Source organism: Kitasatospora humi (assembly GCF_020907985.1).
Classification (GTDB): Bacteria; Actinomycetota; Actinomycetes; order Streptomycetales; family Streptomycetaceae; genus Kitasatospora; species Kitasatospora humi.
Genome location: NZ_JAJJPA010000005.1, coordinates 72,207 through 91,476, shown reverse-complemented (window position 1 = coordinate 91,476; position 19,270 = coordinate 72,207). Strand labels below are relative to the sequence as shown.

General features: G+C 74.3%; 15 protein-coding genes. 9 read left to right on the top strand and 6 right to left on the bottom strand.

Translation table 11 applies throughout. The features are described from left to right. The first annotated feature begins 193 nt into the window (after window positions 1-193). Entirely contained in the window at window positions 194-970 is a 777-nt protein-coding gene (locus LN042_RS07390; RefSeq protein ID WP_230049650.1) for a DUF2127 domain-containing protein, read from the top strand. Window positions 971-1,019: 49 nt separating this feature from the next. After that, window positions 1,020-1,535 (top strand): MarR family winged helix-turn-helix transcriptional regulator, encoded by a 516-nt coding sequence (locus LN042_RS07385; RefSeq protein ID WP_230049648.1) that lies wholly within the window; start codon window positions 1,020-1,022, stop codon window positions 1,533-1,535. Between the two features lie 57 nt (window positions 1,536-1,592). Here LN042_RS07385 and meaB read toward each other — a convergent pair whose 3' ends face one another. Next, window positions 1,593-2,549 (bottom strand): methylmalonyl Co-A mutase-associated GTPase MeaB, encoded by a 957-nt coding sequence (meaB, locus tag LN042_RS07380; RefSeq protein ID WP_230049646.1) that lies wholly within the window; start codon window positions 2,547-2,549, stop codon window positions 1,593-1,595. Between the two features lie 41 nt (window positions 2,550-2,590). After that, entirely contained in the window at window positions 2,591-3,793 is a 1,203-nt protein-coding gene (locus LN042_RS07375; RefSeq protein WP_230049644.1) for an acetyl-CoA C-acetyltransferase, read from the bottom strand. A 218-nt stretch (window positions 3,794-4,011) separates the two neighbouring features. Between LN042_RS07375 and mce the strand changes: the two genes are divergently transcribed. From mce to LN042_RS07360, 3 genes are all read left to right on the top strand, one after another. After that, window positions 4,012-4,449: a methylmalonyl-CoA epimerase gene (gene mce, locus LN042_RS07370; protein WP_230049642.1), complete on the top strand. Its 438-nt coding sequence runs from the start codon at window positions 4,012-4,014 to the stop codon at window positions 4,447-4,449. Between the two features lie 379 nt (window positions 4,450-4,828). Next, a complete protein-coding gene (locus LN042_RS07365; RefSeq protein ID WP_230049640.1) occupies window positions 4,829-9,508 on the top strand; it encodes a polarized growth protein Scy-related protein in 4,680 nt (1,559 codons plus the stop codon). 105 nt (window positions 9,509-9,613) lie between these two features. Continuing rightward, window positions 9,614-10,543: a coiled-coil domain-containing protein gene (locus LN042_RS07360; protein WP_230049638.1), complete on the top strand. Its 930-nt coding sequence runs from the start codon at window positions 9,614-9,616 to the stop codon at window positions 10,541-10,543. An 84-nt stretch (window positions 10,544-10,627) separates the two neighbouring features. Here LN042_RS07360 and LN042_RS07355 read toward each other — a convergent pair whose 3' ends face one another. Beyond that, on the bottom strand, window positions 10,628-11,425 hold the full coding sequence (locus LN042_RS07355; RefSeq protein ID WP_230049636.1) for an alpha/beta fold hydrolase: 798 nt from the start codon (window positions 11,423-11,425) through the stop codon (window positions 10,628-10,630). A 96-nt stretch (window positions 11,426-11,521) separates the two neighbouring features. Here LN042_RS07355 and LN042_RS07350 point away from each other — a divergent pair, with 96 nt between their 5' ends. Both LN042_RS07350 and LN042_RS07345 read left to right on the top strand, forming a co-directional pair. Beyond that, window positions 11,522-12,520 (top strand): ABC transporter ATP-binding protein, encoded by a 999-nt coding sequence (locus LN042_RS07350; protein ID WP_230049634.1) that lies wholly within the window; start codon window positions 11,522-11,524, stop codon window positions 12,518-12,520. A gap of 9 nt (window positions 12,521-12,529) precedes the next feature. Next, the gene (locus tag LN042_RS07345) at window positions 12,530-13,297 is read left to right on the top strand and encodes an ABC transporter permease (protein WP_230049919.1); all 768 of its coding nucleotides are present in this window, start codon (window positions 12,530-12,532) and stop codon (window positions 13,295-13,297) included. A 17-nt stretch (window positions 13,298-13,314) separates the two neighbouring features. On the opposite strand, the gene LN042_RS07340 is transcribed toward LN042_RS07345, so the two are convergent. Further along, window positions 13,315-13,635 carry an Rv1322 family protein gene (locus LN042_RS07340; RefSeq protein ID WP_230049632.1) on the bottom strand — a complete coding sequence of 107 codons (321 nt, stop codon included), beginning with the start codon at window positions 13,633-13,635 and terminating at the stop codon, window positions 13,315-13,317. Window positions 13,636-14,043: 408 nt separating this feature from the next. Here LN042_RS07340 and LN042_RS07335 point away from each other — a divergent pair, with 408 nt between their 5' ends. Further along, window positions 14,044-15,186 (top strand): LLM class flavin-dependent oxidoreductase, encoded by a 1,143-nt coding sequence (locus LN042_RS07335; protein WP_230049917.1) that lies wholly within the window; start codon window positions 14,044-14,046, stop codon window positions 15,184-15,186. A 56-nt stretch (window positions 15,187-15,242) separates the two neighbouring features. Here LN042_RS07335 and LN042_RS07330 read toward each other — a convergent pair whose 3' ends face one another. Beyond that, a complete protein-coding gene (locus tag LN042_RS07330; protein WP_230049631.1) occupies window positions 15,243-15,635 on the bottom strand; it encodes an SCO5389 family protein in 393 nt (130 codons plus the stop codon). 567 nt (window positions 15,636-16,202) lie between these two features. Between LN042_RS07330 and nucS the strand changes: the two genes are divergently transcribed. Then, window positions 16,203-16,862, top strand: a complete 660-nt coding sequence (gene nucS / locus LN042_RS07325; RefSeq protein WP_230049630.1) for an endonuclease NucS — start codon at window positions 16,203-16,205, stop codon at window positions 16,860-16,862. A 37-nt stretch (window positions 16,863-16,899) separates the two neighbouring features. On the opposite strand, the gene LN042_RS07320 is transcribed toward nucS, so the two are convergent. Next, window positions 16,900-19,236, bottom strand: a complete 2,337-nt coding sequence (locus LN042_RS07320) for an ATP-binding protein (protein WP_230049629.1) — start codon at window positions 19,234-19,236, stop codon at window positions 16,900-16,902. Window positions 19,237-19,270: the final 34 nt, after the last annotated feature.

The following is a 19,270-nucleotide window of genomic DNA, read 5'->3' as shown; positions in this document are numbered from 1 at the left end:
CGGGGGCGGGGGCGGACACGGGGACGCTTGTGAAGGGGAGCACAAGCCGTCGCCCATTATGTGTCGCTCGTTCGGGGGAACGGGGGCCGGGGCCGGGTAGCGATGGTCACACGCCCGTGGCCCGGCGTGTGAGGGCGTCGCTATCCTGCTGGCGCACGGCAGCCAACAAGGCCCGACGGGGGAAGTGCACGACATGTTCAAACGCGACTGGAACCGCCGCACCTGCGCCAAGCGCGGCCACATCACCTACGCACCCACCGAGCCCGAGCTGCGCTCCCGGCTGCACGCCGCCACCGCGATGGGCGACGCCTGGCGCTGCCTGCGCTGCGGCGACTTCTCGCTGGGCGCCCCGCACGGCGGCGGCCCGGCGGCCGACGCACCGCTGGTGCCGCGCGGCAAGGCGCTGCGCGAGCTCTTCGTGCTGCGGTTCCTGGCGGCGGAGCGGGTGTTCCGCGCGGTGCTCGGGCTGCTGGCCGCCTGGGCGGTCTGGAAGTTCTCCAACAGCCAGGACGCGGTGCGCGAGCTCTTCGAGCACGACCTGACGACGCTCAAGCCCGTGGCCGACCACTTCCACTGGGACCTGGAGCACGCCTCGGTGGTCGACACCATCCGCAAGGCGTTCGACTTCAAGAAGAAGACCCTGGTCTTCGTGGCCGCCGGGATCACGGTCTACTCGCTGATCGAGGGCGTCGAGGGCGTCGGGCTGTGGCTGAACAAGCGCTGGGCGGAGTACCTCGCCGTGGTGGCCACCGGCGTGTTCCTGGTTCCCGAGGGGTACGAGCTGAGCCACCACGTGTCGGCGGTCAAGGTGGTGACCACCCTGGTCAACATCGCCGCGGTGCTGTGGATCCTGCTCTCCAAGCGGCTGTTCGGCCTGCGCGGCGGCTTCGCGGCCTTCGAGGCGGAGCGCCACTCGGCCTCGCTCCTGGAGGTGCGGACCATGGCCGCCCCGGCGCCGGCCGCCGCCTAGCCGGGGCGGAGATTGTAGAAAGTTGAACAATTCCGGGTATGCTGTCGGTATGGACACGCACGCTGACGAGCCGACGCGGCTGCCGGTCGCTGCCACCGAGGACGACGCCCCCTGGCTGACCGCCCGTGAGCAGCGCTTCTGGCGTGCCCACCTGGAGGTCAGCAAGCTGCTGGAGTACCAGCTGGGCCGCGAACTGGCGCAGTACGACCTGGCGATCAACGACTACGAGATCCTGGTGGTGCTCTCCGAGTCCCCGGACCGGCGGATGCGGATGACCGACCTGGCCACCGCCACCCTGCAGTCCAAGAGCCGGCTCAGCCACCAGATCACCCGGATGGAGAACGCCGGCCTGGTGCTCCGCCAGGAGTGCCCGGGCGACCGCCGGGGCCTGTTCGCGCAGCTCACCGAGGAGGGCTGGCAGACCCTGCGCAAGGCCGCGCCCGACCACGTGCGCAGTGTCCGGGCGCACTTCATCGACCGGCTGGACGACGACCAGCTGGACGCCATGTACCAGGCACTGGCCCCGATCGCCGAGCACCTGCGCGGCCTGCGCGGCAAGCCCTGACCGGCGCCGGATAACGCTGACGGGCCCTCACCCGAGGGCCCGTCAGCGTTCTGCCGCTCAGCGGTCGGTGAGGCCCGCCACCAGTCGGTCGGCCGCGCCGTACGGGTCCAGCCGGCCGGCGGCCACCTGGTCGGCCAGCGAGTCCAGGTGGCGGTCGCCGTGCAGGTCGCCGATCCGGGCCCGCAACTGGGCCAGCGCGATCGCCTCGACCTCCTGGGCGGCCCGGCGGCGCCGGCGGGCCGCCAGTTCGCCGCGCTCCTCCAGCCAGGCGCGGTGCTTCTCCAGCGCCTCCACCACCTCGTCCACGCCCTCGCCCCGGGCCGCGACGGTCTTGACGATCGGCGGGCGCCAGTCGCCCGGCTGCCGGGCCTCACCGAGTCCCAGCATGTGGCTCAGCTCCCGCGCGGTGGCGTCCGCGCCGTCCCGGTCGGCCTTGTTGACCACGAAGACGTCGCCGATCTCCAGGATGCCCGCCTTGGCGGCCTGGATCCCGTCACCCATGCCGGGCGCCAGCAGCACCACGGTGGTGTCCGCCTGGGCGGCCACCTCCACCTCGGACTGGCCGACCCCGACGGTCTCCACCAGGATCACCTCGCAGCCGGCCGCGTCCAGCACCCGCAGCGCCTGCGGGGCGGCCCAGGAGAGCCCGCCCAGGTGGCCGCGGGTGGCCATGGAGCGGATGAACACGTCCGGATCGGTGGCGTGGTCCTGCATCCGCACCCGGTCGCCGAGCAGCGCTCCGCCGGAGAACGGCGAGGACGGGTCCACCGCCAGCACCCCGACCCGCTTGCCGAGCCGCCGGTAGGCGGAGACCAGCGCGGAGGTGGAGGTCGACTTGCCCACCCCGGGCGAGCCGGTCAGACCGACCGTGTAGGCCTGACCGGTGTACGGCGCCAGCGCGGCCATCGCCTCGCGCAGCTGCGGAGCCGCGTTCTCGACCAGCGAGATCAGCCGGGCCACCGCACGCGGACGCCCCGCGCGGGCCTGCTCGACCAGGGTGGGCACATCGCTCATCGAACTTCTCTCCTGAATGGGGTTTGCGGCCTCGCTGGGGTTCAGGCCTTCGGCACCCGGATGATCAGGGCGTCGCCCTGGCCGCCGCCACCGCACAGCGCGGCCGCGCCGATGCCGCCGCCGCGCCGGCCCAGCTCCAGCGCCAGGTGCAGCACCACGCGCGCGCCGGACATGCCGATCGGGTGGCCGAGCGCGATCGCGCCGCCGTTGACGTTGACGATGTCGTGGCTGACGCCCAGGTCCTTGACGGACTGGTAGGCGACCGCGGCGAACGCCTCGTTGATCTCGATCAGGTCCAGGTCCTCGACCGCGATGCCCTCCTTGGCCACCGCGTGCCTGATCGCGTTGGACGGCTGGGACTGCAGCGAGGTGTCCGGGCCGGCCACGTTGCCGTGCGCGCCGATCTCGGCGATCCAGCTCAGGCCCAGCTCCTCGGCCTTGGCCTTGCTCATCACGACCACCGCGGCGGCGCCGTCGGAGATCTGCGAGGAGGTGCCGGCGGTGATGGTGCCGTCCTTGGTGAAGGCCGGGCGCAGCTTGGCCAGGCCCTCCGCCGTGGTGTCGGCGCGGATGCCCTCGTCCTGGCTGAACAGCACCGGGTCGCCCTTGCGCTGCGGGATGGCGACCGGCACGATCTCGGCCTCGAAGACGCCGTTCTTCTGCGCGGCCGCGGCCCGCTGGTGGGAGCGGGCGGCGATCTCGTCCTGCGCCTCGCGCGGGATGCCCAGGCGGGCGTTGTGCTTCTCGGTGGACTCGCCCATCGGGATGTTCGCCCACGGGTCGGTCAGGCCGTCGTAGGCCATCGCGTCGAGCATCTCGACCGCGCCGTACTTGAAGCCCTCGCGGGACTTCGGCAGCAGGTGCGGGGCGTTGGTCATGGACTCCTGGCCGCCGGCCACCACGATGTCGAACTCGCCGGCCCGGATCAGCTGGTCGGCCAGCGCGATGGCGTCCAGGCCGGAGAGGCAGACCTTGTTGATGGTCAGCGCCGGCACCGACATCGGGATCCCGGCGGCGACCGCGGCCTGGCGGGCCGGGATCTGGCCGGCGCCGGCCTGCAGCACCTGGCCCATGATCACGTACTGCACCTGGTCACCCGCAACCCCGGCGCGCTCCAGCGCGGCCTTGATCGCCAGGCCGCCGAGCTGGGCGCCGGAGAAGGTCTTGAGCGAGCCGAGCAGGCGGCCCATCGGAGTGCGAGCGCCCGCGACGATCACGGACGTAGTTGCGGAAGCGGTAGGCATGGCACGAGCCCCTTCGCACGTCTTGGCCAGCGAGTCCGTCGGATCGATGCGTGAGCACGGCGACGAGCCCGGGGAGAGGGATGCCGCTCAATGTACTGACCCGTAACCCGGGCGTCACCGGAGCCGCGGTGTGATCAGGCTCGCACGCGACCGCCGCCCGCCGAGGTGGGACACTGCGCAGCACTGGCCGCGACCGCTTCTCCCCAAGGGGGCCCAGAGTGCTGACCCGCATCGACCACATCGGCATCGCCTGCTTCGACCTCGACAAGACGGTCGAGTTCTACCGTGCCACGTACGGCTTCGAGGTGTTCCACTCCGAGGTCAACGAGGAGCAGGGGGTCCGCGAGGCCATGCTCAAGATCAACGACACCGGCGACGGCGGCGCCTCCTACCTCCAGCTGCTGGAGCCGATCCGCGAGGACTCGACGGTCGCCAAGTGGCTGGCGAAGAACGGCGAGGGCGTCCACCACATCGCCTTCGGCACGGCCGACGTCGACGGCGATGCCGCAGACATCCGTTCGAAGGGCATCCGGGTGCTCTACGACCAGCCGCGGATCGGCTCGATGGGCTCGCGGATCACCTTCCTGCACCCCAAGGACTGCGGCGGCGTGCTCACCGAGCTGGTCACCTCCGCGCAGCCCGCCGAGGAGCACTGAGCCGCCCGACCCGCCGGTAACCTGGGTAGCTGCCCCCCTCGGCGGTTACAACGCCCCATCGGCCCACTACACTGCCCAGGGTCGCAGGGGAGTCCATTACCAGGGCACGGCTGAACAGTCGCTCGTCGGATCTGTCACCATTCTCCACAGGCAAGAGTTCGCCCAGGAGTCCAGCCGGTCGGTGGAGCGCGGTGCCCGCGCTCCGGCGGCCGTTCGGCTCCGACCGTGACCGTCCGGACTGGTCGCGGATGCAAGGACCGGCACGGCCGGCCCCCGGGGCAGGGCCGACAGCCCTTCGGGGGTACTACCGACAGCCCTTCGGGGGTACGGGGGGCCGCACCGGTCGAGGACGCGACCAGGAGATGGATGGGACCGCGCAGTGCGGGGCAACGACCGCTACGAGGTTGAGGATCACCTCTCCCAGTTCGAGGCCGAGATGGAGCGGCTTCGCAAGGAGCGGGACAAGACGGTCGAGCATGCCGAGGACCTCGCCTACCAGGTGGAGGTACTCCGGGCCAAGCTGCACGAATCCCGTCGGCAGCTCGCCCAGCCGCGGGCCTTCGACGCCGTCTCCGGTCAGGCCGAGCAGATGCTGCGCACCGCCGAGATGCAGGCTCAGCAGCTGCGCGCGGACGCCGAGCGGCAACTGCGCGAGTCCCAGGCGGCCACCCAGCGGATGATGGCCGAGGCCGCCGAGCGCACCGCCCGGCTGGAGGCCGAGCTCGCCGCCCGCCGCCGCCGGCTCGAGGAGGAGCTGGCCGAGCTGCGCCGGGCCGCCGAGCAGCACGTCAACGAGAACGTCAACTGGGCGGAGCAGACCCGGGCCGGCACCGAGCAGGAGGCCCAGCGGCTGCTCAAGGACGCCCGGGCCGAGGCCGAGCGGCTGCTGGCCGGCGCCCGCGCCGAGGCCGCCGCGCTGGCCGACCAGGCCCGTGCCCAGACCGCCGCCGACCTGAACGCCGCCCGCGGTGAGGCCCAGGCCGCCGCCGAGGCCGCCATCAAGCGTGCCCAGAACGACGCCGAGCGGCTGCTGGCCGGTGCCAGCGCCGAGGCCGCCGAGCAGCGCTCCGCCGCCGCCAGTGAGGCCCAGCAGCAGCTGGCCGGCGCGCAGGCCGCCGCCGAACGCAAGCTGGCCGAGGCCCAGGCCCAGATCAGCGAGCTCAAGCAGGCCGCGATCCGAGACCGGGAGCTGGCCGAGGCGGCCGCCGCCCAGGCCGCCGCCGAGATCGAGCGGCTGCGCGAGCACGCCCGGGCCGAGGCCGAGCGGGCCCGCCAGGAGGCCGCTCAGCTGCGCGAGCAGGCCGCCCGCGCCGCCGAGCAGCTGCAGGCCGAGGCCGCCCTCCTGGCCGAACAGCGGGTGGCCGACGGCGAGGCGGCCAGCGAGCAGCGCTCCCAGACGGCCAGGGCCGAGGTGGCCCGGATGGTCGCCAAGGCCACCGAGGAGGCCGACCGGATCCGCGCCGAAGCCGCCGAGCAGCTGGCCAGGGCGCAGACCACCCAGGCCGAGGCGGACGCCGCCAAGGCCGCCGCGGACGACGAGAACGCCCGGCTGCGGGCCGCCGCCGAGACCGTCGCCCAGCAGCTGCGCGCCGAGGCCGAGGCGGACATCGCCGAGCTGCGGGCCGCCGCGCAGGCCGAGGCCGCCGAGCTGCGCGCCCAGGCCGAGGCCGCCGCCGAGGCGATCCGCGACGACGCCCGCGAGCAGGGCCGGGCCGAGGGCGCCAAGGACGCCACCGTGCAACTGGCCAAGGCCGCCAAGAGCGCCGAGGAGTCGCTGGCCCGGGCCACCCAGGACGCCGAGGCCACCCGGGCGGCCGCCGCCGCCGAGGCCGAGCGGATCCGGGCCGAGGCCGCCGCCGAGGCCGAGTTGCTGCGCGAGCAGGCGCAGGAGGCCGTGGCGCAGGCCCAGAACGCCGCGCTGGACGACGCCGCCGACATCCGCGCCCGGATGGAGCGGATGCAGGACGAGGCGGCCCGGCTGCGGGCCGAGGCCGAGGAGCTGCGCGCCCAGGCCGCCGCCGAGGCCGACAAGACCCGCGGCGACGCCCGCCGGCAGGCCGTGGCGCAGATCGAGGAGTCCGCCAAGACCGCGGAGGAGCTGCTCACCAAGGCCAAGGCCGACTCGGACGAGCTGCGCGAGGGCGCCGCCGCCGAGGTGCTCCGGATGCGCGCCGAGGCCACCGAGCAGGTGGGGCAGAAGCAGGCCCGGGCCGAGCAGATGCTGGAGCGCGCCCGCGCCGAGGCCGAGAAGATCACCGCGACCGCCGCCCAGCAGAGCAAGGACGTGCTGGCGTCCGCCAAGGCGGCGGCCGCCGAGAACCGTGCCGCCGCCGAGCGCGAGACCGCCGAGCTGCGCCGGGCCACCGCCGAGTACGACCAGCAGGTGCGGGCCGGGGCCGAGGCCGCCGCCGCCGCCCTGCGGACCGCCGCCCAGCAGGCCGCCGAGGAGCGCGAGGCGCAGGCCCGCACCGAGGCGGAGCGGCTGCTGGCCGAGGCCGAGGCGGCCGCGGCCGCGGTCCGCGAGGAGGCCCAGCGGTCCGCCGAGGAGATCGCCGCCACCGTCGCCCGGGACCGCGAGGAGACGACGGTCCAGCTGTCGGCCGCTCAGCAGTTGCGCGAGCAGGCCGAGACGGCCGCCCAGCAGGAGCTGGAGGCGGCTCGGACGGCCCGCCAGGAGGCCGAGACCGCCGCCGAGCGGCTGCGCGAGGAGGCCCGGGCGGCCGCCGAGGAGACCCGGGCGGCCGCCGAGAAGGCCCGCCAGGAGGCCGAGGAGGCGGCCCGGCAGACCCGCGAGCAGGCCGACACCGCGGCCCGCCAGACCCATGAGCAGGCGCAGGCGGCGGCCGCCGAGCTGACCGCGCGCACCACCGCCGAGCTGGCCGAGCTGCGGGCCGCCGCCGAGCAGGAGGCGGCCGAGCTGCGCGAGCGCACCGGGGCCGAGACGGCAGCCGAGCGGGCCGCCGCCGAGCAGGAGGCGGCCCGGATCGCCGCTGAAGCGCAGAGCGCCGCCGAAGCGCTGCGGGCGCAGGCCGCCGACCAGCTGGAGCAGGCCGCGGCCGCGGCCGACCAGGAGCTGGCACGGGCCGCCGAGGAGGCCGCGGCGCTGCGCACCGAGGCCGCCGAGGCGCTGGAGCAGGCCCGGCTGGAGGCCGCCGAGGCCACCGCCGCCGCCACCGCGCGGGCCGCCGAGCTGGTCGCCACCGCCGAGGAGGAGGCCGCCGCGGTCCGCCACTCGGTGGCCGGGCTGCACGAGCGGGCCGCCCAGCAGGTCGCCGAGCAGACGGCGCAGGCCGAGCGGGACGCCGCCGAGCTGCGCGAGCAGGCCGAGGCGGCCGCCGCCGAGCTGCGCGAACGCACCACCGCCGAGACCACCGAACTGCGCGCCGCCGCCGAACGCGAGACCACCGAACTGCGCGAACGCACCACCGCCGAGGCCGCCGAACTGCGCGCCACCGCCGAACGCGAGACCACCGAACTGCGCGAACGCGCCACCGCCGAGGCCGCCGAACTGCGCGCCGCCGCCGAGCAGGAGGCGGCCCGGATCGCCGCCGAGGCGGACGGCTACAGCGAGCAGCTGCGGGCCGAGGCCGACGCGGCCCGCGCCGAGGCGCTGGCCTTCCAGGAGCGGTCCCACGCCGAGGCCGAGGCGACCGCCGCCCGGATCACCACCGAGGCCCGCGAGTTCGACGCGGCGCTGCGGGCGGACGCCGAGCAGTACGCCGAGCGGCAGCGCGCCGAGGCCGACGCCCACGCCCGGCAGACCCTGGCCGAGGCCGAGGAGCTGGCCCACCGCACCGTCTCCCAGGCCGAGGAGCGCTCCGCCGCCCTGGTGGCCGACGCCGAGCAGTACGCGGCCCGGGTGCGCGCCGAGGCGGACGAGTTCGCCGCCGCCACCCGCACCCTGGCCGAGGAGTACGACACCGCGACCCGGGCCAACGCGGACGCCTACGACCGCGCCACCCGGGAGCAGGCCGAGCAGTACGACTCGGCCACCCGCGCCCAGGCCACCACGGTGCTGGAGAAGGCCTTCGCGGACGCCGAGTCGCTCGGTGAGGAGGCCCAGGCCACCGCGCTGGCCACCACCGCCGCCGCCGAGGAGCAGGCGGACGCCATGGTGGCCGCCGCCCGCCAGGAGGCCGAGCGGCTGGTCGCGGCCGGCGAGGCCGCCGGGCAGGCGGAGGTGGAGCGGGCCCGGTCCGACGCCGACGCGCTGCTCTCCGAGGCCCGCCGGGACGCCACCGCGATCCGGGAGCGGGCCGAGGAGCTGCGCGAGCGCACCGAGGCCGAGATCGAGGCCCTGCACGAGCGCTCCCGCAAGGAGAACGCGCAGGCCATGAAGTCCGCCGGGGAGCGGGTGGACGCGCTGGTGACGGCTGCTCAGGAGCAGCTCACCGAGGCCGAGGAGCAGGCGGTGGCCACCGTCGCCGAGGCCGAGGAGCGGGCCGCCGCCCTGGTCGCCGCCGCCGAGGAGCGGGCCGCCGAGCTCACCTCGGAGGCGTCCGCGGAGGCCTCCAAGGTGCGGATAGCGGCAGTCCGCAAGGCCGAGGGCCTGCTCAAGGAGGCCGAGCAGAAGCTCTCCGCCTCCACCGCCAGGGCCGAGCAGTTGACCGAGGAGGCCGAGCAGCGGCTCAGCACCGCCCAGAACGAGGCCGAGGAGCAGCTGGAGGCCGCCGCCGAGGAGGCCGCCAAGCGGCTGCGGGCCGCCGAGGAGGCCGCCGCCGAGCAGCTGCGGCTGGCCGAGAAGGAGGCCGACCGGGTGCAGGAGGCGGCCCGGGCCGAGGCCAAGCGGGTGACCGACGAGGGCCGCCGGGAGCTGGACGAACTGGTCCGCCGCCGCAAGGACATCAACACCGAGATCTCCCGGGTGCAGGACGTGCTGTCCGCCCTGGAGGCCTTCGAGGCGCCGTCACCGGTCCAGCAGGTGGCGGGCCGGGATGCGGCGGAGAAGCCGACCGGACGCAAGGGGGGCTCCGGGGCCAACGGGGGCTCGAAGGCGGGCGCGGGAGTGGGCGCCCCCCGATCGGGTGGCAGCCGGTCCGAGAGGACACCACCCGATTGAGCGGACATTGTCCGTCAAACATAGGCTTTTTGCCCACGACACTCCGATAACGTGTCAGGATTCCCTCAACCACCTCATTGGTTTGACGACAGGAAACCCAGTCCCATGAGCGACAGTCACTCCCCTCACGGCTTCGACCTGGTGCGCCGTGGGTACGAGCGCGCGCAGGTCGACGAGCGGATCACCAAGCTGGTGGCCGATCGTGACAGCGCGTTGGCACGGATCAGCGCCCTGGAGAAGCGCATCGAGGAGCTTCACCTGGAGACCCAGTCGGCCCAGGCCGCGGTGGCCGACGCCGAACCGTCGTACGCCGGCCTCGGTGCCCGGGTCGAGAAGATCCTGCGCCTGGCCGAGGAGGAGGCCAAGGACCTGCGCGAGGAGGCGCACCGCGCCGCCGAGCAGCACCGTGAGCTGGCCGAGGCAGCCGCCCAGCAGGTCCGCACCGAGGCGGAGAACTACGCCAAGGACCGCAAGGCCAAGGCCGAGGACGAGGGCGTCCGGATCGTCGAGAAGGCCAAGAGCGACAGCGCCCAGCTGCGCGCCGAGGCCAACAAGGACGCGCAGAACAAGCGCGAGGAGGCGGACGCCCTCTTCGAGGAGACCCGCACCAAGGCCGCCCAGGCCGCGCTGGAGTTCGAGACCAACCTGGCCAAGCGCCGCGAGCAGTCGGAGCGCGACCTGGCGGCCCGTCAGGCGAAGGCCGAGAAGCGCCTCGCCGAGATCGAGCACCGCGCCGAGCAGCTGCGCCTGGAAGCCGAGAAGCTGCGCACCGACGCCGAGCGCCGGGCCCGCCAGACGGTGGAGACCGCGCAGCGCCAGGCCGAGGACATCGTGGCCGACGCCAACGCCAAGGCGGACCGGATCCGCAGCGAGTCCGAGCGTGAGCTCGCCGCGCTGACCAACCGCCGCGACTCGATCAACGCCCAGCTGACCAACGTCCGCGAGATGCTGGCCACGCTGACCGGTGCGGCCGTCGCCGCGGCCACCGTGCCGTCCGATGACTCGCTCGGCGTGCCGGCCCAGCAGTCCCGCTGACCCCGGCTCAGCCGCCCGGCGGCCCCGACCCGCTCCCGGGTCGGGGCCGTCGGCGCTGTGGCGTGCTCGCCCCCGGCCCTGGCGTCAGTGCGGCTTGACCCGGCGCAGCAGTTTGCGCACCGCCGCGTCGAAGGTCTCCGGTGCCTCCAGTGAGCTGAGGTGCCCGACCGAGGGGATCACGGTCAGTTCGGCGTCCGGGATCACGTCGGCCATCAACTGGGCCTCGGCGACCGGGCTGAGGGTGTCCTCCTCGCCGACCACCACCGCGGCCGGCACCCGCAGCCCGGCCAGCACCTCCAGCGAGTCGGACCGGGCGGCCATCGCGCGCTGCGCCCAGGCGACCGCCGCCGGTGCGGCCTTGGCGATCATCGAGCGGACCTGGACGACCAGTTCGGGCATCGGGGCCGGCCCGAGCTGCGCCTCCGCGACCTTCTCCTCCAGCAGCAGCTGCACGCTGTTGCGGGCCAGCACGGCCGCCGCGATCCGCTCCCGGTTAGCCCGGGCCTGCTCGGTGTCCAGGGTGGCCTTGGTGTCCGCCAGCAGCAGCCCACGCAGCCGGTCCGGGTGGCGGCGGGCGAAGGCCATCGAGACGTAGCCGCCCATCGACAGGCCGCCGACCACCGCCCGGTCGATCTCCAGGGCGTCCAGCAGTCGGGCCACATCGTCCGCGATCTCGTCCAACGAGGGCTCCGCGGAGCCGAGTTCGGCGGTTCCGAAGCCGCGTTGGTCCGGCGTGATGACCCGTGCCTGGTCGCCGGCCGGTCCGGGCAGCCGCTCCAACTGGGCGGTGAACATCCGGGCCGAGAGCGGAAAGGCGTGCAGCAGGACGAGCGGGATGCCGGAGCCGTTCTCGTGGACGGTCGGGGAGCTGGAGATCGTCATGCAGCCACCGTAGGGGGCCGGGCGCCACGACACACGTGATCCCACGGGCCAATGGGTCCGGATTGTCATAGTGTGATCAGGTATGAGGGTGATCACATGATCGAGCTGCACGGGCTGACGAAGCGTTACGGCGACAAACTGGCGGTCGATTCGCTCAGCTTCCAGGTGCCCAAGGGCGTGGTCACCGGCTTCCTCGGACCCAACGGCGCCGGCAAGTCCACCACCATGCGGCTGATCCTCGACCTGGACCGGCCCACCAGCGGCTCGGTCACCATCGACGCCAAGGGCTACGGCGTCCTCAAGGAGCCGCTCAAGTACATCGGCGCCCTGCTGGAGGCCTCCGCCTCGCACCCGGGCCGGACCGCCCGCAACCACCTGCTGTGGCTGGCCCAGAGCAACCGGATCCCGCTGCACCGGGTGGACGAGGTGCTCGCCCTGGTCGGCCTGACCGAGGTGGCCGACAAGAAGGCCCGGGGCTTCTCCCTCGGCATGCACCAGCGGCTCGGGATCGCCTCGGCGCTGCTCGGCGACCCGGAGATCCTGATGTTCGACGAGCCGGTCAACGGGCTCGACCCCGAGGGCATCCTGTGGATCCGCACCCTGATGAAGCAACTGGCCGCCGAGGGCCGCACCGTCTTCGTCTCCTCCCACCTGATGAGCGAGATGGCGCTCACCGCCGAGCACCTGGTGGTGATCGGCAAGGGCCGGCTGCTCGCCGACCTGCCGATGGCCGAGTTCATCGCCCGGAACTCACGCTCCTCGGTGCGGCTGCGCACCCCGCACCCCGAGCAGCTGCTGGACGCGCTGGCCGCCGAGTCGATCCCGGTGGAGCCGGGTCCGCAGGGCAGCTTCGAGGTGGCCGGCGGCGATCCGGCCCGGCTCGGCGAGCTGGCCGCCGCCCGCGGCATCACCCTGCACGAACTGAGCCCGCAGCACGCCTCGTTGGAGGAGGCGTTCATGCGGATGACCGCCGACGCGGTGGAGTACCACGCGGGTCCCGAAGGGGCCGCGGGGCAGGCCGAGGAGCACGGCACGGCGGCCGCTCCCGGCGGTTGGGGCACCGACTGGCGGCGAACCCGGAAAGGCGCGAACTGAACCATGGCGATGGCCTCCTTCCCCGCAATCCTGCGCTCCGAGTGGACCAAGATCCGCACGGTCCGCTCCACGGTCTGGACCCTGCTGCTCTCCTTCCTGGTCACGGCGGCGCTCGGTGCGCTGCTGTCACTGCTCACCAAGAACAACTTCGCCGACTTCCGCAGGGGCGCCCTCACCCCGTTCGACGCCACCGCGACCAGCTTCGCCGGGATCATGCTGGGTGAGATCGCGATGGTCGTCTTCGGTGTGCTGGCGATCGGCAACGAGTACAGCAGCGGGATGATCCGGGTCTCGCTGGCCGCCGTGCCGCAGCGCGGCACCCTGCTGACCGGCAAGCTGGTGGTGATCGGCGTCCTGGCGCTGGCGGTGTCACTGGTGACCGCGTTCGTCACGTTCTTCCTGGGCCAGGCGCTGCTCGGTGTGCACCGCACCACGCTCGGCGCGCCGAACGTGCTGCGCGCGGTCCTCGGGGCGGCGGTCTACCTGACCCTGCTCTGCCTCTTCTCCGCGGGCGTCACCGCGATGCTGCACAACCAGACGCTGGCACTGGGCGTGCTGGTGCCGTTCTTCTTCCTGCTCTCGCCGATCCTCTCGGCGGTGCCCAGGGTGAAGACGGTGGCGCACTACTTCCCGGACTACGCCGGACGACAGATGCTGACGGTCTTCCAGGAGCCCAGCGCGCCGTACGGCTGGCTGGCCGGGTTCTTCCTCTGCGGCGCCTGGACGCTGGCCGCGATGACCGGTGGGGCGGCGGTGTTCAAGTCGCGGGACGCCTGACGGGCCGACAGGGACCGTCAGTAGCGCGGGGCGCCGCGCCCGCGCTGCACGGCCGTGGTGCGCCGCTCGCGCGCCCCCCAGCAGGCCCGGTGCCAGTGCCGCCGGTCGTCCACCCCGGCCCCGTGGTCGGGCCAGGCCACCACGTGGCCCACGCCGGGCGGGATCTCCTGGTCGCAGCCCGGGCAGCGGTAGAAGCGGCCGGGCGTCCCGGCCACCGTCTGCACGATCCAGTCCTCGCCCCGGTAGCTCTCCACCCGGCGCAGTGAACTCCCCATCGGCGCCGGGATCTCGCTGCTGCGGTCGGCGGAGCCGCCGGTCCGGTTGCGACGGGGAGACACCGGTTCACCTCTCAGGGGTGCTCGGGGGCGGTGGGCAGTGCTACCAGGGTACGGGCCCACCGAGCGCGACCGGGCCGGTACCCCGGGTGGCCGTACGGTGCCCCGGCACCTCTATCACGGAAACCGCCACTGCCACGGGGAATTCGTGGTAATCCACCCGTCCTCCAGGGAAATCGGGGGTTCCGAGTGCCAATGGCACATGACATGGGTTACTCACGAGGGGAAGAGCGGGGCGCACTGCCTGCGCGCACCCGAGGAGGGCAATCCGTGACCCAGATCCGCGCCGACATCCCCGCGGCGGACCGCGCGCCGGCCGACCTCGCCGTCCGGGGCCGGCGCCCCGCCGCCGAGCCGCCGCCGGCCAGTGCCCCGGAGCGCGGTGGCACCCATCCGGCGGCGCAGGACACCCTGCGCGTGGGGGTCTTCCTGCTCTCCGCGCAGTTCCCGGGCCAGAGCCACGCCCAGGCGCTGGACCGCACGGTGGCCGCCGCGGTGGCGGCCGAGCGGGCCGGTCTGGACGCGGCCTGGCTGGCCGAGCACCACTTCGTGCCGTACGGGGTGTGCCCGAACGCCGCCACGCTGGCCGCCCTGCTGCTCGGCCGGACCCGCCGGCTGCAGTTGGGCACCGCGGTCAGCGTGCTCTCCACCGCCCACCCGGTGGCCCTGGGCGAGCAGGCCGCGCTGCTGCACCTCACCGCCGGCGGCCGGTTCACGCTCGGCGTCGGGCGCGGCGGTCCGTGGATCGACCTGGCCGTCTTCGGCACCGGGGTGGCCGCCTACGAGGAGGGCTTCGCCGAGCGGCTCGACCTGCTGCTCGCCTTCCTGCGCGGCTCCCGGGTCCGCGCCGACGGGCCGCAGTTCAGCTTCCCCGAGGTGTCGGTGGTGCCCCGCGCCGCCGAGCCGGGCCGGCCGCCGCGCGGCGCCGAGCTGGCCGACTGGCTGGGTCTGCCCGGCGAGCCGCCGCTGCGGTTCCCCCGGCAGCGGACCGAGCCGGGATCCGCCGCCGGGGCCCGGGGCGGACCGGTCGGACCGCCGGTGATCGTGGCCTGCACCTCGCCCGCCAGCGTCCGGCTGGCCGCCGAGCGCGGCCTGCCGATGCTGCTCGGCATGCACTCCGGCGACGAGGACAAACGCGCCATGCTCACCGCCTACCGCACGGCCTGGCGGGCCGCCGGTCGCGGCGAGGAGCAACTGGCACGGGTCGAGCGCGAGCACGTGGCCGCCGGTGTCGCGCAGATCGCCGACCGCTCCCCCGCCGCCCGGGCCGTTCTGCTGCGCTCGATGCCCGGCTGGTTCGAGTACGGCCTCGGCGCGCACCGCACGGTGGACGGGCGGGAGCGCCGGATGCGCGACCCGTACGCGTACACCGAGCTGCTCTGCGACCTGCACGCGGTCGGCACCCCCCGGCAGTGCGCCGACCGGCTGCTGGCCACCGCCGAGCGGACCGGCATCCGCCGGTTCGCGCTGCTCGCCGAGGGCTCCGGGGAGCAGGACGGCACGCTGCACAACATCGCCCGGCTCGGCGCCGAGGTGCTGCCGCAGCTCAGCTGACGCCGGTCGTTCCGCCCGTTCCGACCCGCGCCGCCGTCCCTCCCGCGCGGGCGGTCTCAGCAGTCCCGCAGCAGCGGCGACTGGTTCAGCAACTGGGCGCGGACCGAGGTGAACCGCGTGCGGCGCTCCTCGGCATCCGGCGCGGGACCGAAGACGGCCACCCGGTGGCAGTTCTGGAAGGCCAGCTTGACCCCGAAGTGACGCTGCAGCGCACCACGGATGGCGTCGCTCGCCATGGCGCGCAGCAGCTGCCCGCGTGCCTGCTCACTGGGCGGGGGGACCTGGTTGTCCGCGAAGCCGGTGCCGTCGACCTCCATCTGGGCGACGAGCGAGCTGATCAGGTCCCAGGCGTAAGGCAGGGACGTGCGGACGCAGTCGACGAACTCCCGCTCGTCGACCTCGCCTCGCTCGGCCTTCTCCAGAAGAGCCGGTGAGACGTCGAGCGACATGGGTTCTCCTCTCGGGGTCCACCCGCACTTCTCGCGCGGGCGGTGGTGCCTTGAAGCGAATGGTGCTGACGGTGCGATTGGTACGAATGTGCTGACCACACCCATGACTGGGCGGACGCGGCTCAAACAAGAGTGTCAGTCCGAGCCCGACGGATCCGGCGAATGCCACGATTGCCGCTGAAAACGTCATGATCTTGGGCACAATGGCCGGAATCGATTCTCGGGTTCCTCTCCACTCCATCCCCGTTGGCTACGCGGGCACCCCGAGACGTCACCCAACGTAGCGGTCCGTGCGCGCAGACGCCAGACTTCGGGCGCCACGGACTGCCGGGTTCCCATGGTTCGCCCTCCTCTAGCGCCTGGTACACCCTTCGGACGGACTCGCTTCAAATGGCTCTGCAGGGCCCGGCGGGTCGGCCGGACGTTCAAGCGCGGATGCCGACAAGGGCCGGGCATCACGTCCGCGGTCGAACGGCAGTCCGACGGCTTGACGCACCGACGGTTGCCCCTGCGTCACTTCCGGTGAGCGGGTCCGGGGGGCCCGCCGGAGCGCCTAGGCTTACCGCCATGCGTCTTGTCATCGCCCGCTGCTCGGTCGACTACGCCGGCCGGCTCTCCGCCCACCTGCCCTCCGCCACCCGCCTGATCCTGGTCAAGGCCGACGGAAGCGTGAGCATCCATGCCGACGACCGCGCCTACAAGCCGCTCAACTGGATGTCACCGCCGTGCTCCCTCAAGGAGGCCGACGGCATGTGGACGGTGGAGAACAAGGCCGGCGAGAAGCTGATCATCACGCTGGAGGAGGTCCTGCACGACTCCTCGCACGAGCTCGGCGTGGACCCGGGGCTGATCAAGGACGGCGTCGAGGCCCACCTGCAGGAGCTCCTCGCCGACCGGATGGAGGTGCTCGGGGCCGGCTGGTCGCTGGTGCGCCGCGAGTACCCGACGGCGATCGGGCCGGTCGACATCCTCTGCCGGGACGCCGAGGGCGGCACCGTCGCCGTGGAGATCAAGCGCCGCGGCGAGATCGACGGCGTCGAGCAGCTCACCCGCTACCTGGAGCTGCTCAACCGCGACCCGCTGCTGGCGCCGGTCAAGGGCATCTTCGCGGCCCAGGAGATCAAGCCGCAGGCCCGGGTGCTGGCCACCGACCGCGGCATCGACTGCGTCGTCCTCGACTACGACGAGCTGCGCGGCATCGACGACGACAAGCTGAAGCTGTTCTGACGGTGCCCGCCCCGCGGGGCGGGCACCGCGGCGGCGGCTAGCTCGGCGACTCAGTGGTCGTGGCCGTGTCCGTCGGCGTGGGCTTCGCGGTGGTGGTGCTCGGCTGCGGGCTCGGAGTCGTCGGGCTCTGCGGGGGCGAGGCGGGCAGCGAAGCCTGGTGGCTCGACGGCGCCGGCCCCGGATCCGACGGCGCCGACGCGCTCGGCGTGGTCGGCGCGGCCACCGGCGGGGCCGGCTGGTCGGGGGTGCCCGGTGCCGTGGCACCGCCGCCCGTGGTCTGCTGGGCGGTCGGCGTGGCCGAGTGCGACCGGCCCTCGGTCGCGGTCTGCGAGGCGGAACCGCTCGCCGACGCGGAGGGCGCGGCCCCCACCGGGGCCGGGGCGGAGGCGCTGCCCGAGGCCGTCGAACCCGTCGTCGCGCCACCGGTGGCGGCCGCCGCGCCGGCGCCGGTCAGCGGGTTCCCGGACGCCCCGTTGCCGCCGCCGACCGTCGCCCCGGCCGGAGCCGGAGCGGACGGCGAACCGCCACCCAGCACCCCGACCGTGGTGCCCACCACGGCGAGCACCACCAGCCCGCCCGCCGCCACCAGCACGTTCCGCCTCGACCAGCCGCGCAGCACCGACGCCGACTGCGAGGCCGACTGCCAGGAGCGTTCCGCCAGCGTCCGGATGACGGGCCGTCGGAACGCCTGGGTCTGCGCCTCGGCGGCCGGCGACACCGGCTCCAGGCGCTGAATCAGGGTCAGCAGCCGCCGGGAGGCGAGCATGCCGCGGGAGTCCCCGGCACCGGAGCGCAGTCGGCCCGCCGCCTCCAGGGCCGTGCGGGCCTGCTCCTGCTGCTCCTCGCAGAGCCACATCACCCCGAGCTCGTGCCGGAACCAGGCCTCGTCCCGGGCGTTGCCGAGCTCCCGGGCCTGCTCCGCGCCCAACTCCAGCACCTGCCGCCAGGCGCCCCACCGCAGCGCCAGGGCCAGCGCCGGAGCCGCCGCCCGGGCCAGGCCCAGCACGGCGGCCGGACGGCCGGCCACTCGCTCCGCTCGCAGCGCGCCCAGCAGCACCTCGGCCTCCGCCGCGACCTGGGCACCGCTCACCGAGGCATGACCGACCCACCAGGCGAAGTGCTCGGCCGCACCCTCGGTGATCTTCGCGTCGGTGCCCCAGCGCGCTGCCAGCGCGCTCAACACCCCTGTGGTGAGCCGGTGGTGACCGCCGAGCGACTCGGCGAGCCCGCACTCGGTCAGCTCGCGCAGCGCACTCTCGCCGTGGTCCACGTCGATCAGCGCCGGCAGGTGCGGGGCGGTCGGGCACTCGCCGCCGAAGGCCACCGCCAACCGGAGCACCGCCAGTGCCTCCTCGCTGAGCCCCTCCGTGAGCAGCAGGGCCGGCGCGGCGACCTCGGCCACCGATGGCAGCGCCACGGTGGCGCGCAGCTCGGCCTCGCGGATCGCCGGATCGGCGGGCTCGGCGGGCTCGGCCGGGCGCCCGAAGAGCGTGCCGCGGTCCTCGGCGGCGGCCAGTCGGGTGTCCACCTCGAGGTCGCGGCGGCGCAGCAGTGCGGCGGCCTGGACGAAGCGCAGCGGCAGGCCCTGCGATTCGAACCAGAGGTCGACCGCCCAGGACCGCTCGGCCTCGTCCAGCGCCCGCCCGGTCAGCCGGGCCAGCAGCGCCAGGCAGGCCTCCCGGGACAGGCCGCCCAGCAGGTGGTCCTCCAGTCGGGAACCGACCGGCAGCGCGCCGCCGGAGCCGGGCGCCACCGAGATCAGGAAGGCGCACTCGGGGGCGGCGGCCAGCAGCTCCTCCAGCTCGGCGCCGTCCGGGCCCACCTCGTCGATCACCACGACCGCGCCCACCCGGGCCAGCAGCTCCAGCAGCGACGCCCGGTCGGGACGGTAGCCGTCGGCCTGGTAGCCGGCGGCGAACAGGTCGTACAGCAGGTCGTCGGCGGTGCGCCGGTACCCGGACAGTTGCACCACGCCGTCCGGCGCCAGCCCGGCGGCCGCCTCGGCGACGGCCGCGAGCAGCGCGCTGCGGCCCGAGCCCGGGGCGCCGAGCAGCCGGATCGACCTGCCCTCGGAGAGCATCCCGACCAGCTGGGCCACCTGTTCGTCCCGGTCCAGCAGCGGCAGGTCGCCCGGCGCCGCACCCAGTGCGACCGGGCCGACGGCCGGCGTGGGGCCGGGGCCGGCGGCGGCGCCCGCCCCGAGCCCGGCCCGGCCGACCGGGCGACGGCGCGGCTCCGGCCGGCGGGACGGCGGACACGGTTGGACCTCCGACCCGTCCGGTCCCGCCACCGTCACCAGGTACCGTCCGGCGACCAGGTCGCCCGACCGCACGCGCAGGTTCTCCTGTCCGATGCCATCGGATGGCTGTGCCACGATTGCGCTCCGCCTGTGCTCCGCCGGGCGGCCG